Source organism: Actinoplanes auranticolor (assembly GCF_018332655.1).
In the GTDB taxonomy this organism is placed as follows: domain Bacteria; phylum Actinomycetota; class Actinomycetes; order Mycobacteriales; family Micromonosporaceae; genus Actinoplanes; species Actinoplanes auranticolor.
In genome coordinates, this window is the sequence record NZ_BOQL01000017.1 from 149,094 (window position 1) to 168,763 (window position 19,670).

The following is a 19,670-nucleotide window of genomic DNA, read 5'->3' on the forward strand; positions in this document are numbered from 1 at the left end:
AGCCGGCTACTTGTCGATGTCCCCGACCACGAAGAACATCGAGCCCAGGATCGCGATCAGGTCCGGCACCAGGCAGCCCGGGATCAGGGTCGCCAGCGCCTGGACGTTGGCGTACGACGCCGTGCGCAGCTTCATCCGCCACGGGGTCTTCTCGCCGCGGGACACCAGGTAGTAGCCGTTGACGCCGAGCGGGTTCTCGGTCCACGCGTACGTGTGGCCCTCGGGCGCCTTGACCACTTTGGGCAGGCGCACGTTGACCGGGCCGCTGATCTGGTCCACCCGGTCCAGGCAGGCCTGCGCCAGGTCCAGTGACACGTACGCCTGGTCCAGGAGCACCTCGAAGCGGGCGTGGCAGTCCCCGGTCGTGCGGGTCACCACGGGCACGTCGAGCTCGTCGTACGCCAGGTAGGGCTCGTCCCGCCGCAGGTCCATGTCCAGGCCGCTGGCCCGGGCCACCGGGCCGGAGGCGCCGTACGCCGCGGCCTGGTCGGCGGTCAGCACGCCGACGCCGACCGTGCGGGCCAGGAAGATGTCGTTGCGCCGGATCAGCCGGTCGATGTCCGGCATCCGGCGCCGGACCTCGTCGATCGCCGTGCGGGCCCGGGACGTCCAGCCCGCCGGGACCTCCTCCTTGAGGCCGCCGACCCGGTTGAACATGTAGTGGATCCGGCCGCCGGAGACCTCCTCCATGACCGCCTGCAGCGTCTCCCGCTCGCGGAACGCGTAGAACATCGGCGTGATCGCGCCGATCTCCAGCGGGTACGAGCCGAGGAACATCAGGTGGTTGAGCACCCGGTTCAGCTCGGCGAGGGCCATCCGCAGCCAGGTCGCGCGCTCGGGCACCTCGATGCCCATGAGCCGTTCCACGGCGAGCGCGACGCCCAGCTCGTTGGAGAACGCCGACAGCCAGTCGTGCCGGTTGGCCAGGACGATGATCTGCCGGTAGTCGCGCACCTCGAACAGCTTCTCGGCGCCGCGGTGCATGTAGCCGACGATCGGCTCGCAGGACACCACGCGTTCGCCGTCGAGGGTGAGCTTGAGCCGCAGCACGCCGTGGGTGGACGGGTGCTGGGGGCCGATGTTGAGCACCATGTCGGCCGTGTCCAGACCGGACCCCGTGCCGACCGTCATCTCCCGCAGGTCGCTCATGCCATCCCCTCCGCTGGCGCTCCGGTGATGACATTCGTCCGGCGCTGAGTTGATGATTCGCTCGCAAGCTCGCTCATTGCCAGCATCGTCCCACGGAGCTCGATGCCGACCTCGTGCAGCAGCCACCAGTGCGCGCCCAGCCCGGCCGGGTCGATGAGTTCGCCCGCGGCGCCGGCCGAGCTCAGCGCCCGCAGGTAGGCCGCCGGGTCGGTGCGGGCCAGCTCCAGCGGTGGCCGGCCGCCGCCGACCCCGAGGGCTCGCAGCGCGGCGCGCTGACTGATGATCCGGTACGCCGTACCGGCAGCCGCCGCGGCCGAGTCGACGGCCACGTGGGCGGTCACATCGGTGCTGCCGTCCGGCCGGGGCGGCACCTGGCGTCCCTGCCGGTAGCCGGTCAGCGTGCCCAGCGCCGGCCGCGCCGAGCGCAGGTGCCCGTAGTCGACCGCGAGCGCACAGCCGCGCCGCAGCGCCGCCACCGCGTCGGCCCACGCCACGTCGCGGGGCCAGCCGATCTCGATCCGGTCCCCGGGGCGCGCCGCCGGCCACCACCGGCTCAGCCAGAACCGGTCGGCCGGGTCCACGTCGGGGCCCAGCCGCTCCTGTCCGGTGGCCGGGTCCACGAGCACCCGCCGGGCCCGGCCCTCGGCGTCGACCTCGGCCACGTCGAGCGGCACGTTGTCCAGCCACTCGGTGGCCAGCAGCATCCCGGTGAGGTGCTCGGGCACGTACCGCTGCCAGGAGATGTCGGCCGGCAGACCCGCCGGCCGGGCGGCGACCTCGACCCCGGTGAAGCGGACCCGCCGGGCCAGGCCGGGCGCGGGATCGGTGTCGAGCAGAGCGTGCAGCGCGGCGAGCAGTTCACCCCGGCCGGCGCCCACGTCGACGACGTCGAGGGTGGCCGGGTGGCCCAGCGCCGCGTCGACGTCGCGGATCAGCCGCAGCAGCGCCCCGGCGAACAGCGGAGAGGCGTGCACGCTGGTGCGGAAGTGGTCCGCGGGGCCCTCGGCGGCGCGGGTGAAGAAGCCGTCCGGTCCGTACAGGGCGGTGGTCATCGCCGCTCGCCAACCCAGGCTCGTCACGCCTGCCAATCTAGGCGCAAACGCCCGGTGCAGTTGTTCACACGCTCTTGTCACGAGCGTGTTACGTCGGCGCATACTTGCGATCGACCGGTACCCCTTTCACGAGGACTGGATCTTTCTATGAGCGCTGTGCCGCGCGCCGGAAAGCGCGCTCGCCCCCTGGTCGTGGGTGTTGTCGGAGCCGGCCGGGTGGGCGCTGTGCTCGGCGCCGCCCTGGCGGAAGCCGGGCACCGGGTGGTGGCTACGGCCGCCGTCTCCGCCGCCTCACGGGAGCGGGCCGAGCGCCTCCTGCCGCAGGCCGCGATCCTGCCCGCCGACGAGGTCGCCCGGGCCGCCACCGATCTCCTGCTGCTCGCCGTCCCGGACGACCACCTCGCCGCCGTCGTCTCGGGCCTGGTCATGACCGGCTCGCTGGGTGCCCGTACGGTCGTCGCGCACACCTCAGGCGCGCACGGGCTCGCCGTCCTCGGCGACCGGGACGGCCTCGCGCTGCACCCGGCGATGACCTTCACGGGCGTCGACTCCGACCTGGACAGGTTGCCCGGCATCGCCTGGGGCGTCACCGCCCGCGACCGCGCGTTCGCCGCGCGGCTGGTCACCGACCTGGGCGGGGTGCCGGAGTGGATCGCGGAGGATGCCCGCCCGCTCTACCACGCCGCCCTCGCGCACGGCGCGAACCACCTGGTCACGCTGGTCAACGAGGCTGCCGACCTGCTGCGCGCGGCCGGGGTCGAGCGCCCCGAGGCGGTGCTGTCGCCGTTGCTGCACGCGGCCCTGGACAACGCGCTGAGCCTGGGCGATGCCGCGCTGACCGGCCCGGTGTCGCGAGGTGACGCGGGCACGGTCGGCAAGCACCTGAGCCGGATCGCGCCGGAGTCCGTACCCGCCTATCTCGCTCTGGCCCGGCGCACTGCCGACCGGGCCATCGCCGCTGGGCGGCTGCGACCGCAGGACGCGGCGCTGTTGATGGATGTTCTGGCCCAGGCGACCGTAGGGAGTCCCTCATGACCGCGCTCATCCACACCCGGGCCGAGCTGGCCGCCGCCCGGGCCGCCGCGTCCGGCCGGGTGGCCGTCGTGATGACCATGGGGGCCCTGCACGAGGGACACCGGCAGCTGATGCGCGTCGCCCGGGAGCGGGGCGACTTCGTCATCGTCACGGTCTTCGTGAACCCGCTGCAGTTCGGCCCGAACGAGGACTTCGACAAGTACCCGCGCACCCTGGCCGCCGACGTCGAGGCGTGCCGGGCCGAGCAGGTCGACGTGGTGTTCGCGCCGGACCGCGACGAGATGTACCCGGGTGGCACGCCGCAGGTGACGCTGAACGCCGGCGCGACGGGCGAGATCCTCGAGGGCGCCAGCCGCCCCGGGCACTTCTCCGGGATGCTCACCGTGGTCGCCAAGCTGCTCCTGCTGACCCGTGCCGACCTGGCGTTCTTCGGCGAGAAGGACTTCCAGCAGCTGGCCCTGATCACCCGGATGGTCAAGGACCTGGAGATCGGCGTCGAGATCGTCGGCGTGCCCACGGTCCGCGAGGCCGACGGCCTGGCGCTGTCCAGCCGCAACCGCTACCTGTCGGCCGACCAGCGGCCGGCGGCTCTGGCGCTGTCGCACGCGCTGCGGGAGGGGGCCGCGCAGACGGACGCGCAGAGCGTGCTGGAGGCGGCCGGCAAGATCCTCGCCGACGAGCCCGGCGTGCAGGTCGACTATCTGGCTCTCACCGACCCGCTGCTCGGCCCGGTGCCCACCGACGGACCCGCGCGGCTGCTCGTCGCGGCCAAGGTGGGCAGCACCCGGCTGATCGACAACGTTCCGGTCCTGCTGGGGAAGGCCGCCTGATGATCCGCACCATGCTCAAGTCCAAGATCCACCGGGCCACGGTCACCCAGGCCGACCTGCACTACGTGGGCTCGGTGACCGTGGACCTCGACCTGATGGAGGCGGCCGACCTGCTGGCCGGCGAGCAGGTCGCGATCGTGGACGTGACCAACGGCGCGCGGCTGGAGACGTACGTGATCCCGGGCGAACGCGGCACCGGCGTCATCGGCATCAACGGCGCTGCCGCGCACCTCGTGCACCCGGGTGACCTGGTCATCCTCATCGCGTACGGGCAGCTGACCGACGCCGAGGCGCGGTCGTACGAGCCGCGGATCGTGCACGTGGACGCGAGCAACAAGATCATCGAACTGGGCGCGGACCCGGCCGCGGCGGTGGCCGGCCTGGCCGGAGATCCGGTACGCGCGGACGGCGCGGTGCTGACCCGCTGAACGAGGTTCTCCTGAAGGCGCCGTGCCGGCCGAGTCGACTGCCCTATGATCGACAAATCGGACATCGGCTGGCGCTCGGGAGGCTCGGTTCATGCGACACCTGCCCCGGCTGCGCCGTGCGCGGCGGTGGCCGGTCGCGGCAGCGCTGAGCCTGCTCACGCTGGTCCTCGCCGCCGGGTGCGGCAATCCGGCCGGCGTCGACGGGGACCTCACCGACGGCTGGGCGGCGATCGGCGTACCGACCGGCTTCACCCCGGTCGCCGAGACCTGCCACCTGGCCAACTTCGCCACCTTCGGGCCCCGGTCGACGTACGAGGAAGTCGACTGCAAGCTCAGGCACCGCACCGAGACCGTGTACGTCGGCACCTATCCCAGCCCGGCCGCCGAGGCGTCCGATCCGCCGGCCCAGGACTCGGCCGGCGCGCGGGCGGCGTACCAGGTCTGCGACACCAAGACCACGGCGTACGTCGGTGGGCCGTGGCGGACGGCGCGGCTCTGGATCGGGGTGACCCAGCCGACCCGGGCGGCCTGGACCGGCGGGGCCCGCTGGTACCGCTGCGAGGTGCTGGTGAGCAGCTCGGTCGAGGACGACGGCGGCCTGGTGCAGCGGGTCGGCACCCTGCGCGGCGCGCTCGCGGAGCCGGCCTCGCCACTGTTGCTGACCTGCTACAACGTCCTGCTCGACCAGGACGGCAAGATCGGCACGATGCCGGCCCGGGAGTGCTCGGCCAAGCACAACGCCGAGTTCGTGGGCATCTGGGACGCCGGGAAGGCCGGTTACCCGCAGACCGCCCAGCAGTGGGACAGGTTCCACGACGGCTGCCGCAGCCGGATCGCCTCGTACGTCGGCGTGCCGGACGACGCCGACCTGCAGTTCCGCGCCGGGGTGATCTCGCTGCCGGGCGGGGACGACGTCTGGGAACTGGGCGACCGCGGCGTGCGCTGCTACCTGTGGCTGGACGCGACGACCCTGACGTCCTCACTGAAGGGCAAGGGCAGCAAGGCCATGCCGGTCCAGTACCAGTAACGCCCGGCACTTCTTGCCGCCCCGCCCGTGATTTCCCCGCCCCCGCGATGTTGACTGAGCGCATGTCGCATCTTGCCGACCTTCCGGCGCTACCCCGCCGCCTGGCCGCCGCCGAGCCCGGCTGGACCGAGACCACCGACGTGCTGGTGGTCGGCTCCGGCATCGCGGGCCTCACCGCCGCTCTGCACCTGCGCGAGGCGGGCCTGCACGTCACCGTCGTCACCAAGGTCAACATCGACGACGGGTCGACCCGCTGGGCCCAGGGCGGCATCGCGGCCGTGCTCGACCCGCTGGACACCCCCGAGGCGCACGCGTTCGACACCGAGATCGCCGGGGTCGGTCTCTGCGACCCCGCGGCGGTACGCGTCCTGGTCGAGGAGGGCCCGGCCCGGATCCGCGAGCTGATGCGGATGGGCGCCGAGTTCGACCGCAACGCCGACGGCTCGCTGATGCTGACCCGCGAGGGCGGGCACCGCGCCGACCGGATCGTGCACGCGGGCGGCGACGCCACCGGTGCCGAGGTGCAGCGGGCCCTGCACGAGGCGGTGCACCGCGACCCGTGGATCCGCCTGGTCGAGCACGCCCTGGTGCTGGACCTGCTGCGCGCCGCCGACGGCCGCGCCTGCGGCATCACCCTGCACGTGCTGGGCGAGGGCAGCGAGGACGGCGTCGGGGCGATCCTGGCCCGCGCGGTCGTGCTGGCCACCGGCGGTATGGGCCAGATCTTCGCCTCGACCACCAATCCGGCGGTCTCCACCGGCGACGGGGTCGCGCTCGCCCTGCGCGCCGGGGCCAAGGTCACCGACGTGGAGTTCGTCCAGTTCCACCCGACGTCGTTCATGACGGCCGGCGTGACCTCGGTGCAGCGGCCGCTGATCTCCGAGGCGCTGCGCGGCGAGGGCGCCCACCTGGTCGACGAGACCGGCAAGCGGTTCATGGTGGGACAGCACGAGCTGGCCGAGCTGGCACCGCGCGACGTGGTGGCCAAGGGCATCCACCGGGTGCTGCGGGCCACCGGCGCCGACCATGTCTTCCTGGACGCGCGCCACCTGGGCAAGGAGTTCCTGGAGCAGCGCTTCCCGACGATCGTGGCGTCGACCCGGGCGGCCGGTGTCGACCCGGCGACAGAGCTCATCCCGGTCGCCCCGGCGGCCCACTACGCGTCCGGCGGCGTCCGCACCGACCTGCACGGCCGCACCTCCATCCCGGGCCTGTACGCCTGCGGCGAGGTGGCCTGCACGGGCGTGCACGGCGCCAACCGGCTCGCCAGCAACTCGCTGCTGGAGGGCCTGGTCTTCTCCCGGCGCATCGCCGACGACATCGTGGCCGAACTGCCCCCGCAGGCCGACCCGGTGGCGCCGACCGGTGAGCCCGGCTGGGTCGTCGCCCCGGCGATCCGTGGCGACCTGCAGCGGGCCATGACGCGCGGGGCCGGTGTGCTGCGCTCGGCCGACTCGCTCGCCGCCACGGCGAAGGAGCTGGCCCGCCTCGGTGAGCAGCGCGGCGCCCCGCACAACGCGGCCTGGGAGGCCACCAACCTGCTGACCGTCGCGGCCACCCTGGTGGCCTCGGCGGCCGAACGCCGGGAGACGCGCGGCTGCCACTGGCGCGAGGACTACCCGAACGCCCTGGACGAGTGGCGCGGTCACCTGCTGAACGCCCTCGACGGCGGCGGAACGATCACCCAGACCTTCGAGGAGATGGCATGACGGTGGGCTTGGACCCGGCCGAGGTGGAGCGGGTCGTCTACACGGCGCTGGCCGAGGACCTGGGTGACCCGCCGCGCGACGTGACCAGTGAGGCGACCATCCCGGGCGACCAGGTCGACACGGCCGAGCTGGTGGCCCGCGCGCCCGGTGTGGTGGCCGGCCTGCCGGTCGCGGCCCAGGTCTTCGCGGCCACCTCGGGCGGCACCGCGACCTTCGACCAGCGGATCGAGGAGGGCACCCGGGTCGTCCGCGGCGACGTGCTGGCCGTGGTGACCGGTCCGACGCGCTCGCTGCTGACCGCGGAACGCACCGCCCTCAACCTGCTCTGCCGCATGTCCGGCGTGGCCACCCACACCCGCAGGTGGGCCGACGAGCTGGCGGACACCAAGGCGACGGTGCTGGACACCCGCAAGACCACGCCGGGTCTGCGCGCGCTGGAGAAGTACGCGGTCCGCGTCGGCGGTGGCACGAACAAGCGCATGGGCCTCTACGACGTGGCCATGATCAAGGACAACCACAAGCTCGCGGCCGGCAGCATCACGGCGGCCTACCGCCTGGTCCGCGCCACGTTCCCGGACGTCGCGGTGCAGGTCGAGGTGACCACGGTCGCCGAGGCCCGGGAGGCGGTGGAGGCCGGCGCGGACTTCCTGCTCTGCGACAACATGACCCCCGATCTGCTGCGCGAGGTGGTGGCCGCGGTCGGCGACCGGGCCGAGCTGGAGGCGACCGGCAACCTGACCCTGCACACCGTGCAGGAGTACGGCGCCACGGGCGTGGACTACCTCTCGGTGGGCGCGCTGACCCACTCGTCCCCGATCCTGGACATCGCCCTGGACCTCCGCCCTCGCTGAGAGCTCGGGCCACCCGGCGGGGCGGCCCGCCCGGCGTGACCAAGACTGGTGTGGTGTAGTCGCCGGTGCTGCGGTTGTGGAGCCCGACGCCCGTACCTTCGATTGATCGGGATTGTGATGCTTCTCTGCATTGACATCGGAAACACCAACACCGTCCTGGCCACGTTCGACGGGGACAAGCTCGTCCACAACTGGCGGATCAAGACCGATGCCCGGTCCACCGCCGACGAGCTCGGTCTGATGTTCCGGGGGCTCCTCGCCGGCGACGCGGTGGAGATCACCGGGGTCGCCGCCTGCTCGACCGTGCCGGCGGCGCTGCGGTCGCTGCGGACGATGCTCGGGCGCTACTACGGCGACCTGCCGAACGTCATCGTCGAGCCGGGCGTGAAGACCGGGGTGCAGCTGGCCATCGACAACCCCAAGGAGGTGGGCGCGGACCGGGTGGTCAACACGCTCGCCGCGCACGCCCTCTACGGGGGTCCCTCGATCGTGGTCGATTTCGGCACCACCACCAACTTCGACGTGATCAGCGCGCGCGGCGAGTTCCTGGGCGGGGCGTTCGCGCCCGGCATCGAGATCTCCTTCGACGCACTGGCCGCCCGGGCCGCCCAGCTGCGCAAGGTCGAGCCGGCCAAGCCGCGCTCGGTGATCGGCAAGAACACGGTGGAGTGCCTGCAGTCCGGCCTCTACTACGGCGTCGCCGGCCAGGTCGACCGGATCGTCGAGCTGATGACCGCCGAGATCGGGTCGGTACGCTCGGTCATCGCCACCGGCGGCCTGGCCTGGCTGGTGAAGGACGCCTGCCGGACGATCACCGCGCACGAGCCGATGATCACGCTGATCGGCCTGCGGATGGTATATGAGCGGAACGTCTGAACCGGCCTTAGTAGGCTTTTGCGCAACCTGGACCCCTTGACAGAGAGTCGTGCCGTGACCGAGCAGAACGTCCCCGCCGTTGACCCCGCCGAGGATCTCCCCGAACAGATGCGGGTCCGCCGGTCGAAGCGGGACCGGCTGCTGGCCGAGGGCGTCGAGCCGTACCCGGTCGGCTTCGAGCGCACCGCGACGCTGGCCGAGATCCGCGCGAAGTACGCCGACCTGGCCACCGACTCGGCTTCGGGCGACACGGTCGGGATCACCGGCCGGGTGATCTTCGTCCGCAACGGCGGCAAGCTCTGCTTCGCCACGCTGCGCGACGGTGACGGCACCGAGCTGCAGGCCATGCTGTCCCTGGACCAGGTCGGCGCCGAGGCCCTCGAGCAGTGGAAGCGCCTGGTCGACCTGGGTGACCTGGTCGGCATCACCGGCGAGGTGATCACCAGCCGCCGGGGTGAGCTCTCCGTGCTCGCCGGTTCCTGGACCATGACCGCCAAGGCCCTGCGCCCCCTGCCGGTCGCCCACCGCCCGCTGAGCGAGGAGACCCGGGTCCGGCAGCGCTACGTCGACCTGATCGTGCGCCCGCAGGCCCGGGAGATGGTCCGGACCCGGGCGACGGCGGTCCGCAGCCTGCGCGAGTCGCTGTTCGCGCGCAATTATCTCGAAGTGGAGACGCCGATGTTGCAGTTGCTGCACGGCGGGGCCACCGCGCGCCCGTTTGTGACGCACAGCAACGCACTCGACATAGATCTCTATCTGCGTATCGCCCCGGAACTCTTTTTGAAGCGGGCCGTGGTCGGCGGCATCGAACGCGTCTTCGAGATCAACCGCAACTTCCGCAATGAGGGCATGGATTCCACCCACTCGCCGGAGTTCGCGATGCTCGAGGCGTACCAGGCGTATGCGGACTACAACGTCATGCAGCAGCAGGTGCGCGAGTGGATTCAGGAGGCCGCGGACGCAACCGCCGGATCACACATCGTGACGCACTTCGACGGTACCGAGTTGGACCTCGGCGGCGAGTGGCGTTCGGTGACCCTCTTCGGTTCTCTGTCCGAGGCGCTCGGCGAAGAAGTGACCGTCCGCACCGATCTGGCGAGCCTGCAGCGGTATGCCGAAAAGCATGACCTATCCGTGGACCCGAAGTGGGGGCCGGGCAAGCTGGCCGAGGAACTCTTCGAGCACCTCGTGCAGCACACCCTGCAGCAGCCCACCTTCGTGCGCGACTATCCCGAGGAGACCACCCCGCTGACCCGGGCGCACCGCACCGAGCCCGGCCTGACCGAGAAGTGGGACCTCTACGTCCTGGGGTTCGAGCTGGCCACCGCGTACTCGGAGCTGGTCGACCCGGTGGTGCAGCGGGAGCGCCTGGTGGCGCAGTCGCTGCTGGCCGCCGGCGGCGACGCCGAGGCGATGCAGCTGGACGAGGATTTCCTGCGTGCCATGGAGTACGGAATGCCGCCCGCCGGTGGCATGGGAATGGGAATCGACCGGCTTCTGATGGCGCTCACCGGGCTGGGCATTCGGGAAACGATCCTGTTCCCCTTGGTGCGCCCGGAGTAGGACGTACCGGGACACGATTTGCTTGGCGCCGGTGCAATCGCCGACCCGCCATTGACGGATCACGCGGGCCGGGCGTTATTGTTCACGGGGATTGGGTGAACAGAGAACCTGTGTTCGGGAGGATAACGGCCCGTGGCCAAGCAGATCATTCACAAGCTCGTCGATGACCTCGACGGCGGTGACGCCGAGGAGACCGTCAAGTTCGCCCTCGACGGCATTCAGTACGAGATCGACCTGTCCGAGTCGAACGCCGCGAAATTGCGCGACATCTTCGCGCCGTACGTGGGCGCGGGGAGCAAGGTCGCGCGCGGCGGTGTCGTCGTCGGCGGCCGGGCGGCGCGCGGCCGTGGCGGCGCGACCGCCGACCGCGAGCAGAACAAGGCCATCCGGGAGTGGGCCAAGAAGGCCGGCAAGGACATCTCCGACCGGGGCCGGATCCCGCAGGAGATCGTGGACGAGTTCCACGCCAAGGGGCCCGGCCGCTGAGCCGGACGGCCTGACGAGGGGTCCGGGGCGCGCGAGCGTCACGGACCCTTCTGCTTTTCGCGCGTTCTTCGCCCGGCTTGCGTAAGTTATCCACAGGGGCGGACAGCGTTGTCCACAGGCTGTGGACGAAGTTCCCGGCGCGGGGGATTTCGCTGTGCGCGTACTCCGCAAGGGTGGGGAACAGCCGTTGAGCGTGCGAAGTTGGGGAGAACATCGGCGCAGGACGTCCCCAGAGGGCTCGAGGGCCCAGCAGAGTCTCCCGGCGGCGATAGAGTGAGAGAGCACAGGTATCACCGATACCCGTGCGCTGGCCCCGCCAGTTCATTGGCGCACGGCACGTGAGGAGCACGAGGGCATGTTCGAGCGGTTCACCGACCGAGCGCGACGGGTTGTCGTCCTGGCCCAAGAAGAGGCCCGGATGCTCAACCACAACTACATCGGGACAGAGCACATCCTGCTCGGTCTCATCCACGAGGGCGAAGGCGTTGCCGCGAAGGCTCTGGAGAGCCTCGGCATCTCCCTCGAGGGTGTCCGGCAGCAGGTCGAGGAGATCATCGGTCAGGGCCAGCAGGCGCCGAGCGGGCACATCCCGTTCACGCCGCGGGCCAAGAAGGTGCTGGAGCTCTCGCTGCGCGAGGCCCTGCAGCTCGGCCACAACTACATCGGCACGGAGCACATCCTGCTCGGGCTGATCCGTGAGGGCGAGGGCGTCGCCGCCCAGGTGCTGGTCAAGCTCGGTGCCGACCTCAACCGGGTCCGCCAGCAGGTCATCCAGCTGCTCTCGGGTTACCAGGGCAAGGAGCCGGCCGCCGCCGGAGCCGCCGCGGGCGAGGCCGCCCCGTCGACCTCGCTGGTGCTCGACCAGTTCGGACGCAACCTGACCCAGGCCGCCCGCGAGGGCAAGCTCGACCCGGTCATCGGCCGGGAGAAGGAAATCGAGCGGGTCATGCAGGTGCTCTCCCGCCGTACCAAGAACAACCCGGTGCTGATCGGCGAGCCCGGCGTCGGCAAGACCGCCGTCGTCGAAGGGCTGGCGCAGTCCATCATCAAGGGCGAGGTGCCCGAGACGCTGAAGGACAAGCAGCTCTACACGCTCGACCTCGGTGCGCTGGTCGCCGGTTCCCGCTACCGCGGTGACTTCGAGGAGCGCCTCAAGAAGGTGCTCAAGGAGATCCGCACCCGCGGCGACATCATCCTGTTCATCGACGAGATCCACACCCTGGTGGGTGCGGGTGCCGCCGAGGGCGCCATCGACGCCGCCTCGATCCTCAAGCCCATGCTCGCGCGTGGTGAGCTGCAGACCATCGGTGCGACCACCCTCGACGAGTACCGCAAGCACCTCGAGAAGGACGCCGCGCTCGAGCGCCGCTTCCAGCCGATCCAGGTGGGTGAGCCGTCACTGGCGCACACCATCGAGATCCTCAAGGGCCTGCGCGACCGTTACGAGGCGCACCACCGGATCAGCATCACCGACGCCGCCCTGGTGGCCGCGGCGACGCTGGCCGACCGCTACATCTCGGACCGCTTCCTGCCGGACAAGGCGATCGACCTGATCGACGAGGCCGGCGCCCGGATGCGTATCCGCCGGATGACCGCACCGCCGGACCTCCGCGACTTCGACGAGCGCATCGCCCAGGTCCGCCGCGACAAGGAGAGCGCGATCGACGCGCAGGACTTCGAGCGGGCCGCGCAGCTGCGCGACAAGGAGAAGCAGCTGCTGGGCCAGAAGGCGCAGCGGGAGAAGGAGTGGAAGGCGGGCGACCTCGACGTCGTCTCCGAGGTCGACGACGAGCAGATCGCCGAGGTCCTCGGCAACTGGACCGGCATCCCGGTCTACAAGCTGACCGAGGAGGAGACCTCCCGGCTGCTCCGCATGGAGGACGAGCTCCACAAGCGGGTCATCGGCCAGGAGGACGCGGTCAAGGCGGTCTCGAAGGCGATCCGGCGTACCCGTGCCGGCCTGAAGGACCCGAAGCGCCCCTCGGGCTCGTTCATCTTCGCCGGCCCCTCGGGTGTCGGTAAGACCGAGCTCTCCAAGGCGCTCGCGGAGTTCCTCTTCGGCTCCGAGGACGCGCTGATCCAGCTCGACATGTCCGAGTTCCACGACCGGTACACGGTGTCCCGCCTCGTCGGTGCCCCTCCCGGCTACGTGGGTTACGACGAGGGCGGCCAGCTGACCGAGAAGGTCCGCCGCAAGCCGTTCTCCGTGGTCCTCTTCGACGAGATCGAGAAGGCCCACCCGGACGTGTTCAACACGCTCCTTCAGATCCTGGAGGACGGCCGCCTCACCGACGGTCAGGGCCGCATCGTGGACTTCAAGAACACGGTGATCATCCTGACCACCAACCTCGGCACGCGTGACGTGGCCAAGGCGGTGTCGCTGGGCTTCCAGGCGTCCGAGGACGTGGAGAGCAACTACGACCGGATGAAGGTCAAGGTCAACGACGAGCTGAAGCAGCACTTCCGCCCGGAGTTCCTGAACCGCATCGACGACACGATCGTCTTCCACCAGCTGCGCCAGGACGAGATCCTGCACATCGTCGACATCTTCACCGCGCGGATCGAGACCCAGCTCAAGAACAAGGACATGGGTCTCGAGCTGACCGACAACGCGAAGAAGTACCTGGCGAAGAAGGGCTTCGACCCGGTCCTGGGCGCCCGGCCGCTGCGCCGGACGATCCAGCGCGACCTGGAGGACTCCCTGTCCGAGCAGATCCTCTTCAACGAGCTGCGCCCCGGCCAGATCGTGGTGGTGGACTGCGAGGGCGACCCGGAGAACATCGAGAAGTCGAAGCTGACCTTCACCGGCGCCGACCGCGGTGCCACGGTCCCCGACGCGGTGCCCGCCGACCTCGGCGCGGCCGCGACCGAGGAGTAGGCAGCACGCAGCACCGGACGGCCCGGCTCTTCCCGACAGGGAGGCGCCGGGCCGTTCCGCGTTAATCGCTCGCCGCGAGCGCCCGCCACCTCGATCATCAACCGCATGGAAACACCCCAGCGGCAGATCCGGGCCGTCCACACGGCCGAGACGATCACCGTCTACCAGGCGTACTCCGCCGAGATCGCCGAGCCGGCCGTGCGCGCCGGACGCTTCGTGGCACCGTTCAAACGGGACCGGATGACGTGGATCAAGCCGTCGTTCCTGTGGATGATGTACCGCTGCGGCTGGGGCACGAAGCCCGGCCAGGAACGCGTCCTCGCGGTGGAGATCACCCGGGCCGGGTTCGAGTGGGCGCTGGCGCACGCGTGCATCAGCCACTACGAGACCGGCGGCGGCGAGACGCGCGAAGAATGGTCGCGGCGGTTGCGGCGCAGTCCCGTCCGGGTGCAGTGGGACCCGGAGCGGACGATGCAGCTCGGTGCGCTGCCCTACCGCTCGCTGCAGCTGGGCCTGGGCGGCGAGGCCGTCCCGCGGTACGTGGACGAGTGGACGGTCGCCATCCGGGACGTGACCGACCTGGCCCACCGGGTGCAGTCCACCCGCGACCCGGCCCTGCTGCCACCGGAACGGCCCTACCCACTGCCGGCCGACCTGGCGACGGCCATCGCGGCGTGACATGGCCGGCCGCGGAGCGCTCAGCCGGGGAGGGTCCGGCCGCGGGCTAGGTCAATGGTGGGAAGCGGGGTGGATGGTCGCCGGCCAGCACGAACCGGTCCGCATCGGAGTCCAGCGGCTCGACCAGTCCGTCCGTGACGAGCCCGGACAGGGCCCGCGCACGCTGCACCTCGTCCGGCCACACCGCGTCCAGCCGCTGCCGGGGCACCGGCCCGGTGGTGTGCCGCAGCACTTCCAGCAGCAGCCCACGGACCTGCCGATCGGTGCCCGCGTACTTCTGCGGTCGCCGGGTCGGACCCACCGGCGCCGGCGCGCCGCTCTGCCGCCACGCGCAGACCGGCTCAAAGGGGCAGGCCGGGCAGCGCGGTGAGCGGGCCGTGCAGATCAGCGCCCCCAGCTCCATGAACGCGATGCTCGCCCGGGCCGCCCGGGCCGGCTCGATCGGCAGGAGCTCCGCCATCGCGGTCAGGTCAGCCGTCGTCGTGGTCGGACCGGCGTCCGGGTCACCGGCGACCGCCCGGGACACGACCCGGCGGACGTTGGTGTCCACGACCGGGTGACGCTGCCCGTACGCGAAGGTCGCCACCGCCCGGGCCGTGTACATCCCCACGCCCGGCAGCGCCAGCAACTGGTCCAGGTCGTCGGGCACCTGCCCGCCGTGCCGTTCCACGATGGCCACCGCGCACGCGTGCAGCCGCATGGCCCGGCGCGGATAGCCCAGCCGGCCCCACATCCGGATGGCCTCGGACGGAGGATCCTCGGCCAGCGCCGCCGGCTCCGGCCAGCGGGTCATCCAGGCGTGCCAGGCCGGCGTCACCCGGACCACCGGTGTCTGCTGCAGCATCACCTCGCTGACCAGCACCGCCCAGGCGCTGGTGCCGGGGACCCGCCAGGGCAGGTCGCGGGCGTTGGCGTCGTACCACTTGATGACCGAGTCGGCGAGCGTCATAACCGCACCAGCTTAGGATGCCGGAGTGAACGAGCTTGCCATCACCGTCATCGGTCCCGACCGGACCGGCATCGTCGCCGACGTCTCCGAGGCGCTCGCCGGGCTCGGGGCCAACCTGTCCGACTCCACCATGACCCGGTTGCGCGGGCACTTCGCGATGACCCTGATCTGCACCGGCGCCGCGGCCGACGACGTGGAGAAGGCGCTGGCGCCGATCAGCGGCCTGCTGGCGACCGTCCGGGCGGTGGCTCCGGAGGCGGACACCGACGCGGCGGGGGAGCCGTACCTGGTGAGCGTGCACGGCGCCGACCGGCTCGGCATCGTCGCGGCCGTCACCCGGGTGGTCGCCGCCGCCGGCGGCAACATCACCGACCTCACCACCCGGCTGACCGGCCCGCTCTACGTGCTGATCGCCGAGGTCGACGTGCCGCCGGGCAGCGCCGACGACCTGGCCGTACGCCTGGCCGTGGCCGCGCAGGAGCTGGGCGTCGAAGTGACCCTGCGCCGGGCCGAGTCGGACGTCCTGTGAGCGACGCCCTGGCGGACTGGAAGCCGGACGTGCTCGGCGTCGAGGGTCAGGTGCTGCCCGTGGTCACCGCCCCGGCCGGCGTGCTCAGCAGCGCCGGGGCCGAGGTGGACCCGGCCGACCCGGCGATCGTGCAGCTGGCCGCCGACCTGGTCGCCACCATGCGGGTCTCGCCCGGCTGTGTCGGGCTGGCCGCGCCGCAGGTCGGGGTGGGTGCGCAGGTGTTCGTCGTGGACGTGACCGAGCATCCGAAGACGGTGACCGCGCACGGCACGTTCGTGCTGTGCAACGCCCGGGTCGTCGAGGCGAGCCGGTGGCGGCCGGGCCGGGAGGGCTGCATGTCCGTGCCGGACCTGACCGGCGATGTGAAACGGGCCGGCCGCGTCGTGGTCGAGGCTGTCCTTCCGGGTACGGGTGAGCCGGTGCGGCTGACCACGGACGCGTTCGAGGCGCGGGCGCTGCAACACGAGATCGACCACTGCGCCGGAAAACTATTCCTCGACCGCGTCGCCGGCGCGCACGCCGTCTACCAGCGCAAGGTCTATCTCTAACGATCAGCGTGCGAGACGGTGTCGCACTATCGGCGCGTCGCGTCGGTCATGCCCCCTTCGCGGGGATACCGTGCACCCATCATGCGTTCGACGGTCGGTCCCCTTCCTTCCGCCGTGTACTGGCGGCGTCGTGCGGTGGTGCTCGGAGCACTGCTGCTCGGCGTCATCGTGCTGTTCGTGTCCTGCTCCGGCGGGGACGACAAGGACAGCAATCGCGGCAAGGGCGCTTCCTCGCAAGCGCCGCTCACGCCCGCCTCGGCGTCGCAGACCCCCGAGGATGAGCCGTCCTTCACCGATCCGGGACCGGGCGCGGGTAACCCGTCGCTGCCGGATCCCGGCGAGCTGACCGCCAGTGGCGCGGCCGCCGACCCGTCGGCCGGTGCCGGGGCGAACCCGGGCGACGGCACCCAGGGCGGCGTCCAGGGCGGTACGCAGGGCGGCGACACGAACGTGGCCGCGGGCAGCGGCACGTGCACCGACGCGGAGATGTCCGTGACGCCGGTGCCGGCCGTGACGACGGTCCGCCGCGGTGCCCCCGTGGCGGTCCGCCTCAAGATCAAGAACATCTCGGCCCGTACGTGCACCCGCGACGTGGGCGCCGACCTGCAGGAGCTCTACATCGGGCAGGGCGCCGGCCGGGTCTGGTCCTCGGATACGTGCAGCACGGTCAAGGGCTCCGAGGTCCGCACCTTCCCGCCGAACAGCGAGCGCGAGTACAACGTGACCTGGAACGGCAAGCAGGCGAACAAGTGCGCGGGCGGGCTGGCCACGGGCACGGCGCCGGCCGCGGGCCAGTACGAGATGCGGTTCCGGCTGGGCGCCAAGATCAGCGCGCCGGTCGCCCTCACCATCACCGCCTGAGCGGCCCCGGAACCGGCTGAGCGTTACGCCGGCCGGGCCGGGCGTTCGTACAGGTATTCCGTGCCGTCCTCTTCGTCCCACTGCTCGCCGACGTGGGCGAAGCCGAAGCCTGCGATGGTGGCGAGCGACGCGACGTTCTGCGGGCTGATGCTGGCCCGTACGGTCGTCACCGACTGCTCCCCGGCTGCCCAGCGCAGCAACTCGGTCACCATCGCCTTGGCGAAGCCGCGCCTGCGGTACGCCGGGTCCGTGCTGTAGCCCATCTCCACCATGCCCGCGCTGTCCGGCGGTCCGTGGAAGCCGCCCGCCCCGACCACTGTGCCGTCGGGGACGGAGACGGCCGCGCGGACGATCCAGTCGGCGGCCGCCGGGTCCTTCGCGATCTGGTCGAGGCGCATGCGCCACAGCCAGGTGACCTCGTCACTGAGGAACCACCCCGTGAGCGGGACACCGGTCGCCGTGCGGGCAGCGGTCAGGTCACCGCTCAGCAGGGCTTCGAGGACCGGGGGTGGCAGGCGTACGAAACGCACCGCGGCCGGACCGGCGGTCATGCGGTGCCGTGGTAGGTGCCCGAGTCGTCGGTGGCGTCGGCGAAGTCGGCGAAGTCCATGTTGCCGACGGCCAGGCTCGCCGAGACGTCGGTGAACGAGGCCGGCCGTACCCGGAAGGTCCGGCCCGGCTCCTCCGCCAGGTCGATCGCCAGCAGCGGGTGCTCGTCGTCGGTGAGGGCGACCTGGTCGGCGAGGAAGAGGTACGCCAGCTTGTCGTCCTCGTTCGCGGCGGCGTCCGCCTCCACCAGCGCCTGGATCGTCACTCCGGCATAAGCGGGGTCGCTCACGTAGGTGGCGCTGCGGTGGGCTCCCTCGCTGCGCATCACGGCCCGCAGCTCGTCCCAGGCCGCATCGTCGCTGAAGTCCGCGCGCAGGACCAGGGAGGTGAGGTCGCCGGGCGCCGGCAGAGGTGTGGGGATAGCAGTCATGGTGCAGGGAAGCCTAGACGTAGCGCTCGAGGATCGAGGCCTCGGCCAGGCGGGACAGGCCCTCGCGGACGCCCCGGGCGCGGGCGTCGCCGACGCCCTCCACCGCTTGCAGGTCCTCCACCGTGGCGCCGAGCAGGCGCTGCAGGCTGCCGAAGTGGTCGACCAGCCGCTCCACGATCTGGGCCGGCAGGCGGGGCACCTTGGCCAGCAGCCGGAAGCCGCGGGGGCTCACCGCCGCGTCCAGCGCGTCGGAGGCACCCGCGTAGCCGATCGCCTTGGCCACCGCGACCAGGTCGATCATCTCGGTGGCGGTCAGCAGGTCGAGCTCGACCAGCGCCTCGTCCAGCGTGCGGGCCTTGCGCCCGGTCGGCAGGTAGTCGCGGATGACCAGCGTGCGGTCGGAGTCGACACCGGCCATCAGCTCGTCGAGCTGCAGGGCGAGCAGGCGGCCGTCGGTGCCCAGCTCGACCACGTAACCGGAGATCTCGTCGGCGATGCGGCGCACCATCTCGAGGCGCTGCACGACCGCGACCGCGTCGCGGACCGTGACCAGGTCCTCGATCTCCAGCGCGGAGAGCGTGCCGGAGACCTCGTCGAGGCGCAGCTTGTAGCGCTCGAGGGTGGCCAGGGCCTGGTTGGCCCGGGAGAGGATGGCGGCGGAGTCGTCCAGGACGTGCCGCTGGCCGTTCACGTACAGCCCGATGATGTGCATGGACTGGCTGACCGAGATGACCGGGAAGCCGGACTGCTTGGCGACCCGCTCGGCGGTGCGGTGCCGGGTGCCCGACTCCTCCGAGTGGATGCCCGGGTCGGGCATCAGGTGCACGGCCGCGCGGACGATGCGGGTGCCGTCGCTGGAGAGCACCACCGCGCCGTCCATCTTGCACAGCTCGCGCAGGCGGGTCGCGGAGAACTCCACGTCGAGCGGGAAACCGCCGGTGCAGATCTGCTCGACCACCGCGTCGTAGCCGAGCACGATCAACGCGCCGGTGCGGCCGCGCAGGATGCGCTCGAGGCCGTCGCGCAGGGCGGTGCCGGGGGCCATCAGGGCGAGGTTGGCGCGCAGCGGGTCACCGCTGACTCCACCGCCGGTCAGGCCGGGCGTCGTCGGGGTCATCGGACGGGCTGCCGAACCGTTGACGCCGGCAGCAGCGCCATGGGTATGGCGGTTTGATGAGGCATCGCGGTCGAGCGGCACCTGTACATTCTACGGACTCGTATCCAGGTCAACGAGCCGCGGTT

Annotated in this window: 20 protein-coding genes; 14 read left to right on the plus strand and 6 right to left on the minus strand. The window is 71.5% G+C overall.

Annotated elements, in window-relative coordinates; translation table 11 throughout:
• Positions 1-6: 6 nt before the first annotated feature.
• Together Aau02nite_RS09085 and Aau02nite_RS09090 are read right to left on the minus strand one after the other, a co-directional pair.
• Positions 7-1,149, minus strand: coding sequence for an NADH-quinone oxidoreductase subunit D (locus tag Aau02nite_RS09085; protein WP_212987862.1), 1,143 nt, complete (start codon positions 1,147-1,149; stop codon positions 7-9).
• Positions 1,146-2,201, minus strand: a complete 1,056-nt coding sequence (locus Aau02nite_RS09090; protein ID WP_212987924.1) for an SAM-dependent methyltransferase — start codon at positions 2,199-2,201, stop codon at positions 1,146-1,148. The genes Aau02nite_RS09085 and Aau02nite_RS09090 overlap by 4 nt, the downstream gene beginning before the upstream one ends.
• 147 nt (positions 2,202-2,348) lie before the next feature.
• Here Aau02nite_RS09090 and Aau02nite_RS09095 point away from each other — a divergent pair, with 147 nt between their 5' ends.
• The 11 genes from Aau02nite_RS09095 (at position 2,349) to Aau02nite_RS09145 (ending at position 14,562) form a co-directional block, all read left to right on the plus strand.
• The gene (locus Aau02nite_RS09095) at positions 2,349-3,236 is read left to right on the plus strand and encodes a Rossmann-like and DUF2520 domain-containing protein (protein WP_212987863.1); all 888 of its coding nucleotides are present in this window, start codon (positions 2,349-2,351) and stop codon (positions 3,234-3,236) included.
• On the plus strand, positions 3,233-4,066 hold the full coding sequence (panC, locus tag Aau02nite_RS09100) for a pantoate--beta-alanine ligase (protein ID WP_212987864.1): 834 nt from the start codon (positions 3,233-3,235) through the stop codon (positions 4,064-4,066). Before Aau02nite_RS09095 ends, panC begins: the two co-directional genes overlap by 4 nt.
• Positions 4,066-4,494: an aspartate 1-decarboxylase gene (gene panD / locus Aau02nite_RS09105; protein ID WP_212987865.1), complete on the plus strand. Its 429-nt coding sequence runs from the start codon at positions 4,066-4,068 to the stop codon at positions 4,492-4,494. The genes panC and panD overlap by 1 nt, the downstream gene beginning before the upstream one ends.
• Before the next feature lie 91 nt (positions 4,495-4,585).
• Positions 4,586-5,521 (plus strand): septum formation family protein, encoded by a 936-nt coding sequence (locus tag Aau02nite_RS09110; RefSeq protein ID WP_212987866.1) that lies wholly within the window; start codon positions 4,586-4,588, stop codon positions 5,519-5,521.
• Between the two features lie 62 nt (positions 5,522-5,583).
• Complete coding sequence (locus tag Aau02nite_RS09115; protein WP_212987867.1) at positions 5,584-7,230, plus strand: L-aspartate oxidase; 1,647 nt, start codon at positions 5,584-5,586, stop codon at positions 7,228-7,230.
• A complete protein-coding gene (gene nadC, locus Aau02nite_RS09120; RefSeq protein WP_212987868.1) occupies positions 7,227-8,081 on the plus strand; it encodes a carboxylating nicotinate-nucleotide diphosphorylase in 855 nt (284 codons plus the stop codon). The genes Aau02nite_RS09115 and nadC overlap by 4 nt, the downstream gene beginning before the upstream one ends.
• A 117-nt stretch (positions 8,082-8,198) precedes the next feature.
• Positions 8,199-8,957 (plus strand): type III pantothenate kinase, encoded by a 759-nt coding sequence (locus Aau02nite_RS09125; RefSeq protein ID WP_212987869.1) that lies wholly within the window; start codon positions 8,199-8,201, stop codon positions 8,955-8,957.
• 54 nt (positions 8,958-9,011) lie between these two features.
• Positions 9,012-10,520 carry a lysine--tRNA ligase gene (gene lysS, locus Aau02nite_RS09130; RefSeq protein ID WP_212987870.1) on the plus strand — a complete coding sequence of 503 codons (1,509 nt, stop codon included), beginning with the start codon at positions 9,012-9,014 and terminating at the stop codon, positions 10,518-10,520.
• Between the two features lie 132 nt (positions 10,521-10,652).
• Positions 10,653-11,006, plus strand: a complete 354-nt coding sequence (locus tag Aau02nite_RS09135) for a histone-like nucleoid-structuring protein Lsr2 (RefSeq protein ID WP_212987871.1) — start codon at positions 10,653-10,655, stop codon at positions 11,004-11,006.
• A gap of 355 nt (positions 11,007-11,361) precedes the next feature.
• Positions 11,362-13,884, plus strand: coding sequence for an ATP-dependent Clp protease ATP-binding subunit (locus Aau02nite_RS09140; RefSeq protein ID WP_212987872.1), 2,523 nt, complete (start codon positions 11,362-11,364; stop codon positions 13,882-13,884).
• 105 nt (positions 13,885-13,989) lie between these two features.
• Positions 13,990-14,562 (plus strand): DUF4291 domain-containing protein, encoded by a 573-nt coding sequence (locus Aau02nite_RS09145; protein WP_212987873.1) that lies wholly within the window; start codon positions 13,990-13,992, stop codon positions 14,560-14,562.
• A 46-nt stretch (positions 14,563-14,608) separates the two neighbouring features.
• Here Aau02nite_RS09145 and Aau02nite_RS09150 read toward each other — a convergent pair whose 3' ends face one another.
• The gene (locus Aau02nite_RS09150; RefSeq protein WP_212987874.1) at positions 14,609-15,511 is read right to left on the minus strand and encodes an HhH-GPD family protein; all 903 of its coding nucleotides are present in this window, start codon (positions 15,509-15,511) and stop codon (positions 14,609-14,611) included.
• A gap of 25 nt (positions 15,512-15,536) precedes the next feature.
• Here Aau02nite_RS09150 and Aau02nite_RS09155 point away from each other — a divergent pair, with 25 nt between their 5' ends.
• From Aau02nite_RS09155 to Aau02nite_RS09165, 3 genes are all read left to right on the plus strand, one after another.
• On the plus strand, positions 15,537-16,040 hold the full coding sequence (locus tag Aau02nite_RS09155) for a glycine cleavage system transcriptional repressor (protein WP_212987875.1): 504 nt from the start codon (positions 15,537-15,539) through the stop codon (positions 16,038-16,040).
• Positions 16,037-16,588 (plus strand): peptide deformylase, encoded by a 552-nt coding sequence (locus tag Aau02nite_RS09160; protein ID WP_212987876.1) that lies wholly within the window; start codon positions 16,037-16,039, stop codon positions 16,586-16,588. Before Aau02nite_RS09155 ends, Aau02nite_RS09160 begins: the two co-directional genes overlap by 4 nt.
• A gap of 81 nt (positions 16,589-16,669) precedes the next feature.
• Entirely contained in the window at positions 16,670-17,449 is a 780-nt protein-coding gene (locus Aau02nite_RS09165; RefSeq protein ID WP_212987877.1) for an adhesin, read from the plus strand.
• 23 nt (positions 17,450-17,472) lie between these two features.
• On the opposite strand, the gene Aau02nite_RS09170 is transcribed toward Aau02nite_RS09165, so the two are convergent.
• Genes Aau02nite_RS09170 through disA form a run of 3 tightly spaced genes read right to left on the minus strand, consistent with a single transcriptional unit; the run spans position 17,473 to position 19,626 of the window.
• Entirely contained in the window at positions 17,473-18,000 is a 528-nt protein-coding gene (locus Aau02nite_RS09170) for a GNAT family N-acetyltransferase (protein ID WP_212987878.1), read from the minus strand.
• Positions 17,997-18,428 (minus strand): DUF6924 domain-containing protein, encoded by a 432-nt coding sequence (locus Aau02nite_RS09175; RefSeq protein ID WP_212987879.1) that lies wholly within the window; start codon positions 18,426-18,428, stop codon positions 17,997-17,999. Before Aau02nite_RS09175 ends, Aau02nite_RS09170 begins: the two co-directional genes overlap by 4 nt.
• 13 nt (positions 18,429-18,441) lie before the next feature.
• The gene (gene disA, locus Aau02nite_RS09180) at positions 18,442-19,626 is read right to left on the minus strand and encodes a DNA integrity scanning diadenylate cyclase DisA (RefSeq protein WP_438841113.1); all 1,185 of its coding nucleotides are present in this window, start codon (positions 19,624-19,626) and stop codon (positions 18,442-18,444) included.
• Between the last annotated feature and the right edge of the window lie 44 nt (positions 19,627-19,670).

Bases quoted from the DNA above. Each gene is read 5' to 3' on its own strand.
- panC (WP_212987864.1), top strand. From the start codon at position 3,233: ATGACCGCGCTCATCCACACCCGGGCCGAGCTGGCCGCCGCCCGGGCC.
- Aau02nite_RS09125 (WP_212987869.1), top strand. From the start codon at position 8,199: ATGCTTCTCTGCATTGACATCGGAAACACCAACACCGTCCTGGCCACG.
- nadC (WP_212987868.1), top strand. From the start codon at position 7,227: ATGACGGTGGGCTTGGACCCGGCCGAGGTGGAGCGGGTCGTCTACACG.
- Aau02nite_RS09110 (WP_212987866.1), top strand. From the start codon at position 4,586: ATGCGACACCTGCCCCGGCTGCGCCGTGCGCGGCGGTGGCCGGTCGCG.
- Aau02nite_RS09150 (WP_212987874.1), bottom strand. From the start codon at position 15,511: ATGACGCTCGCCGACTCGGTCATCAAGTGGTACGACGCCAACGCCCGC.
- Aau02nite_RS09085 (WP_212987862.1), bottom strand. From the start codon at position 1,149: ATGAGCGACCTGCGGGAGATGACGGTCGGCACGGGGTCCGGTCTGGAC.
- Aau02nite_RS09145 (WP_212987873.1), top strand. From the start codon at position 13,990: ATGGAAACACCCCAGCGGCAGATCCGGGCCGTCCACACGGCCGAGACG.
- Aau02nite_RS09175 (WP_212987879.1), bottom strand. From the start codon at position 18,428: ATGACTGCTATCCCCACACCTCTGCCGGCGCCCGGCGACCTCACCTCC.
- Aau02nite_RS09090 (WP_212987924.1), bottom strand. From the start codon at position 2,201: ATGACCACCGCCCTGTACGGACCGGACGGCTTCTTCACCCGCGCCGCC.
- panD (WP_212987865.1), top strand. From the start codon at position 4,066: ATGATCCGCACCATGCTCAAGTCCAAGATCCACCGGGCCACGGTCACC.
- Aau02nite_RS09095 (WP_212987863.1), top strand. From the start codon at position 2,349: ATGAGCGCTGTGCCGCGCGCCGGAAAGCGCGCTCGCCCCCTGGTCGTG.
- Aau02nite_RS09165 (WP_212987877.1), top strand. From the start codon at position 16,670: ATGCGTTCGACGGTCGGTCCCCTTCCTTCCGCCGTGTACTGGCGGCGT.
- Aau02nite_RS09115 (WP_212987867.1), top strand. From the start codon at position 5,584: ATGTCGCATCTTGCCGACCTTCCGGCGCTACCCCGCCGCCTGGCCGCC.
- Aau02nite_RS09140 (WP_212987872.1), top strand. From the start codon at position 11,362: ATGTTCGAGCGGTTCACCGACCGAGCGCGACGGGTTGTCGTCCTGGCC.
- Aau02nite_RS09170 (WP_212987878.1), bottom strand. From the start codon at position 18,000: ATGACCGCCGGTCCGGCCGCGGTGCGTTTCGTACGCCTGCCACCCCCG.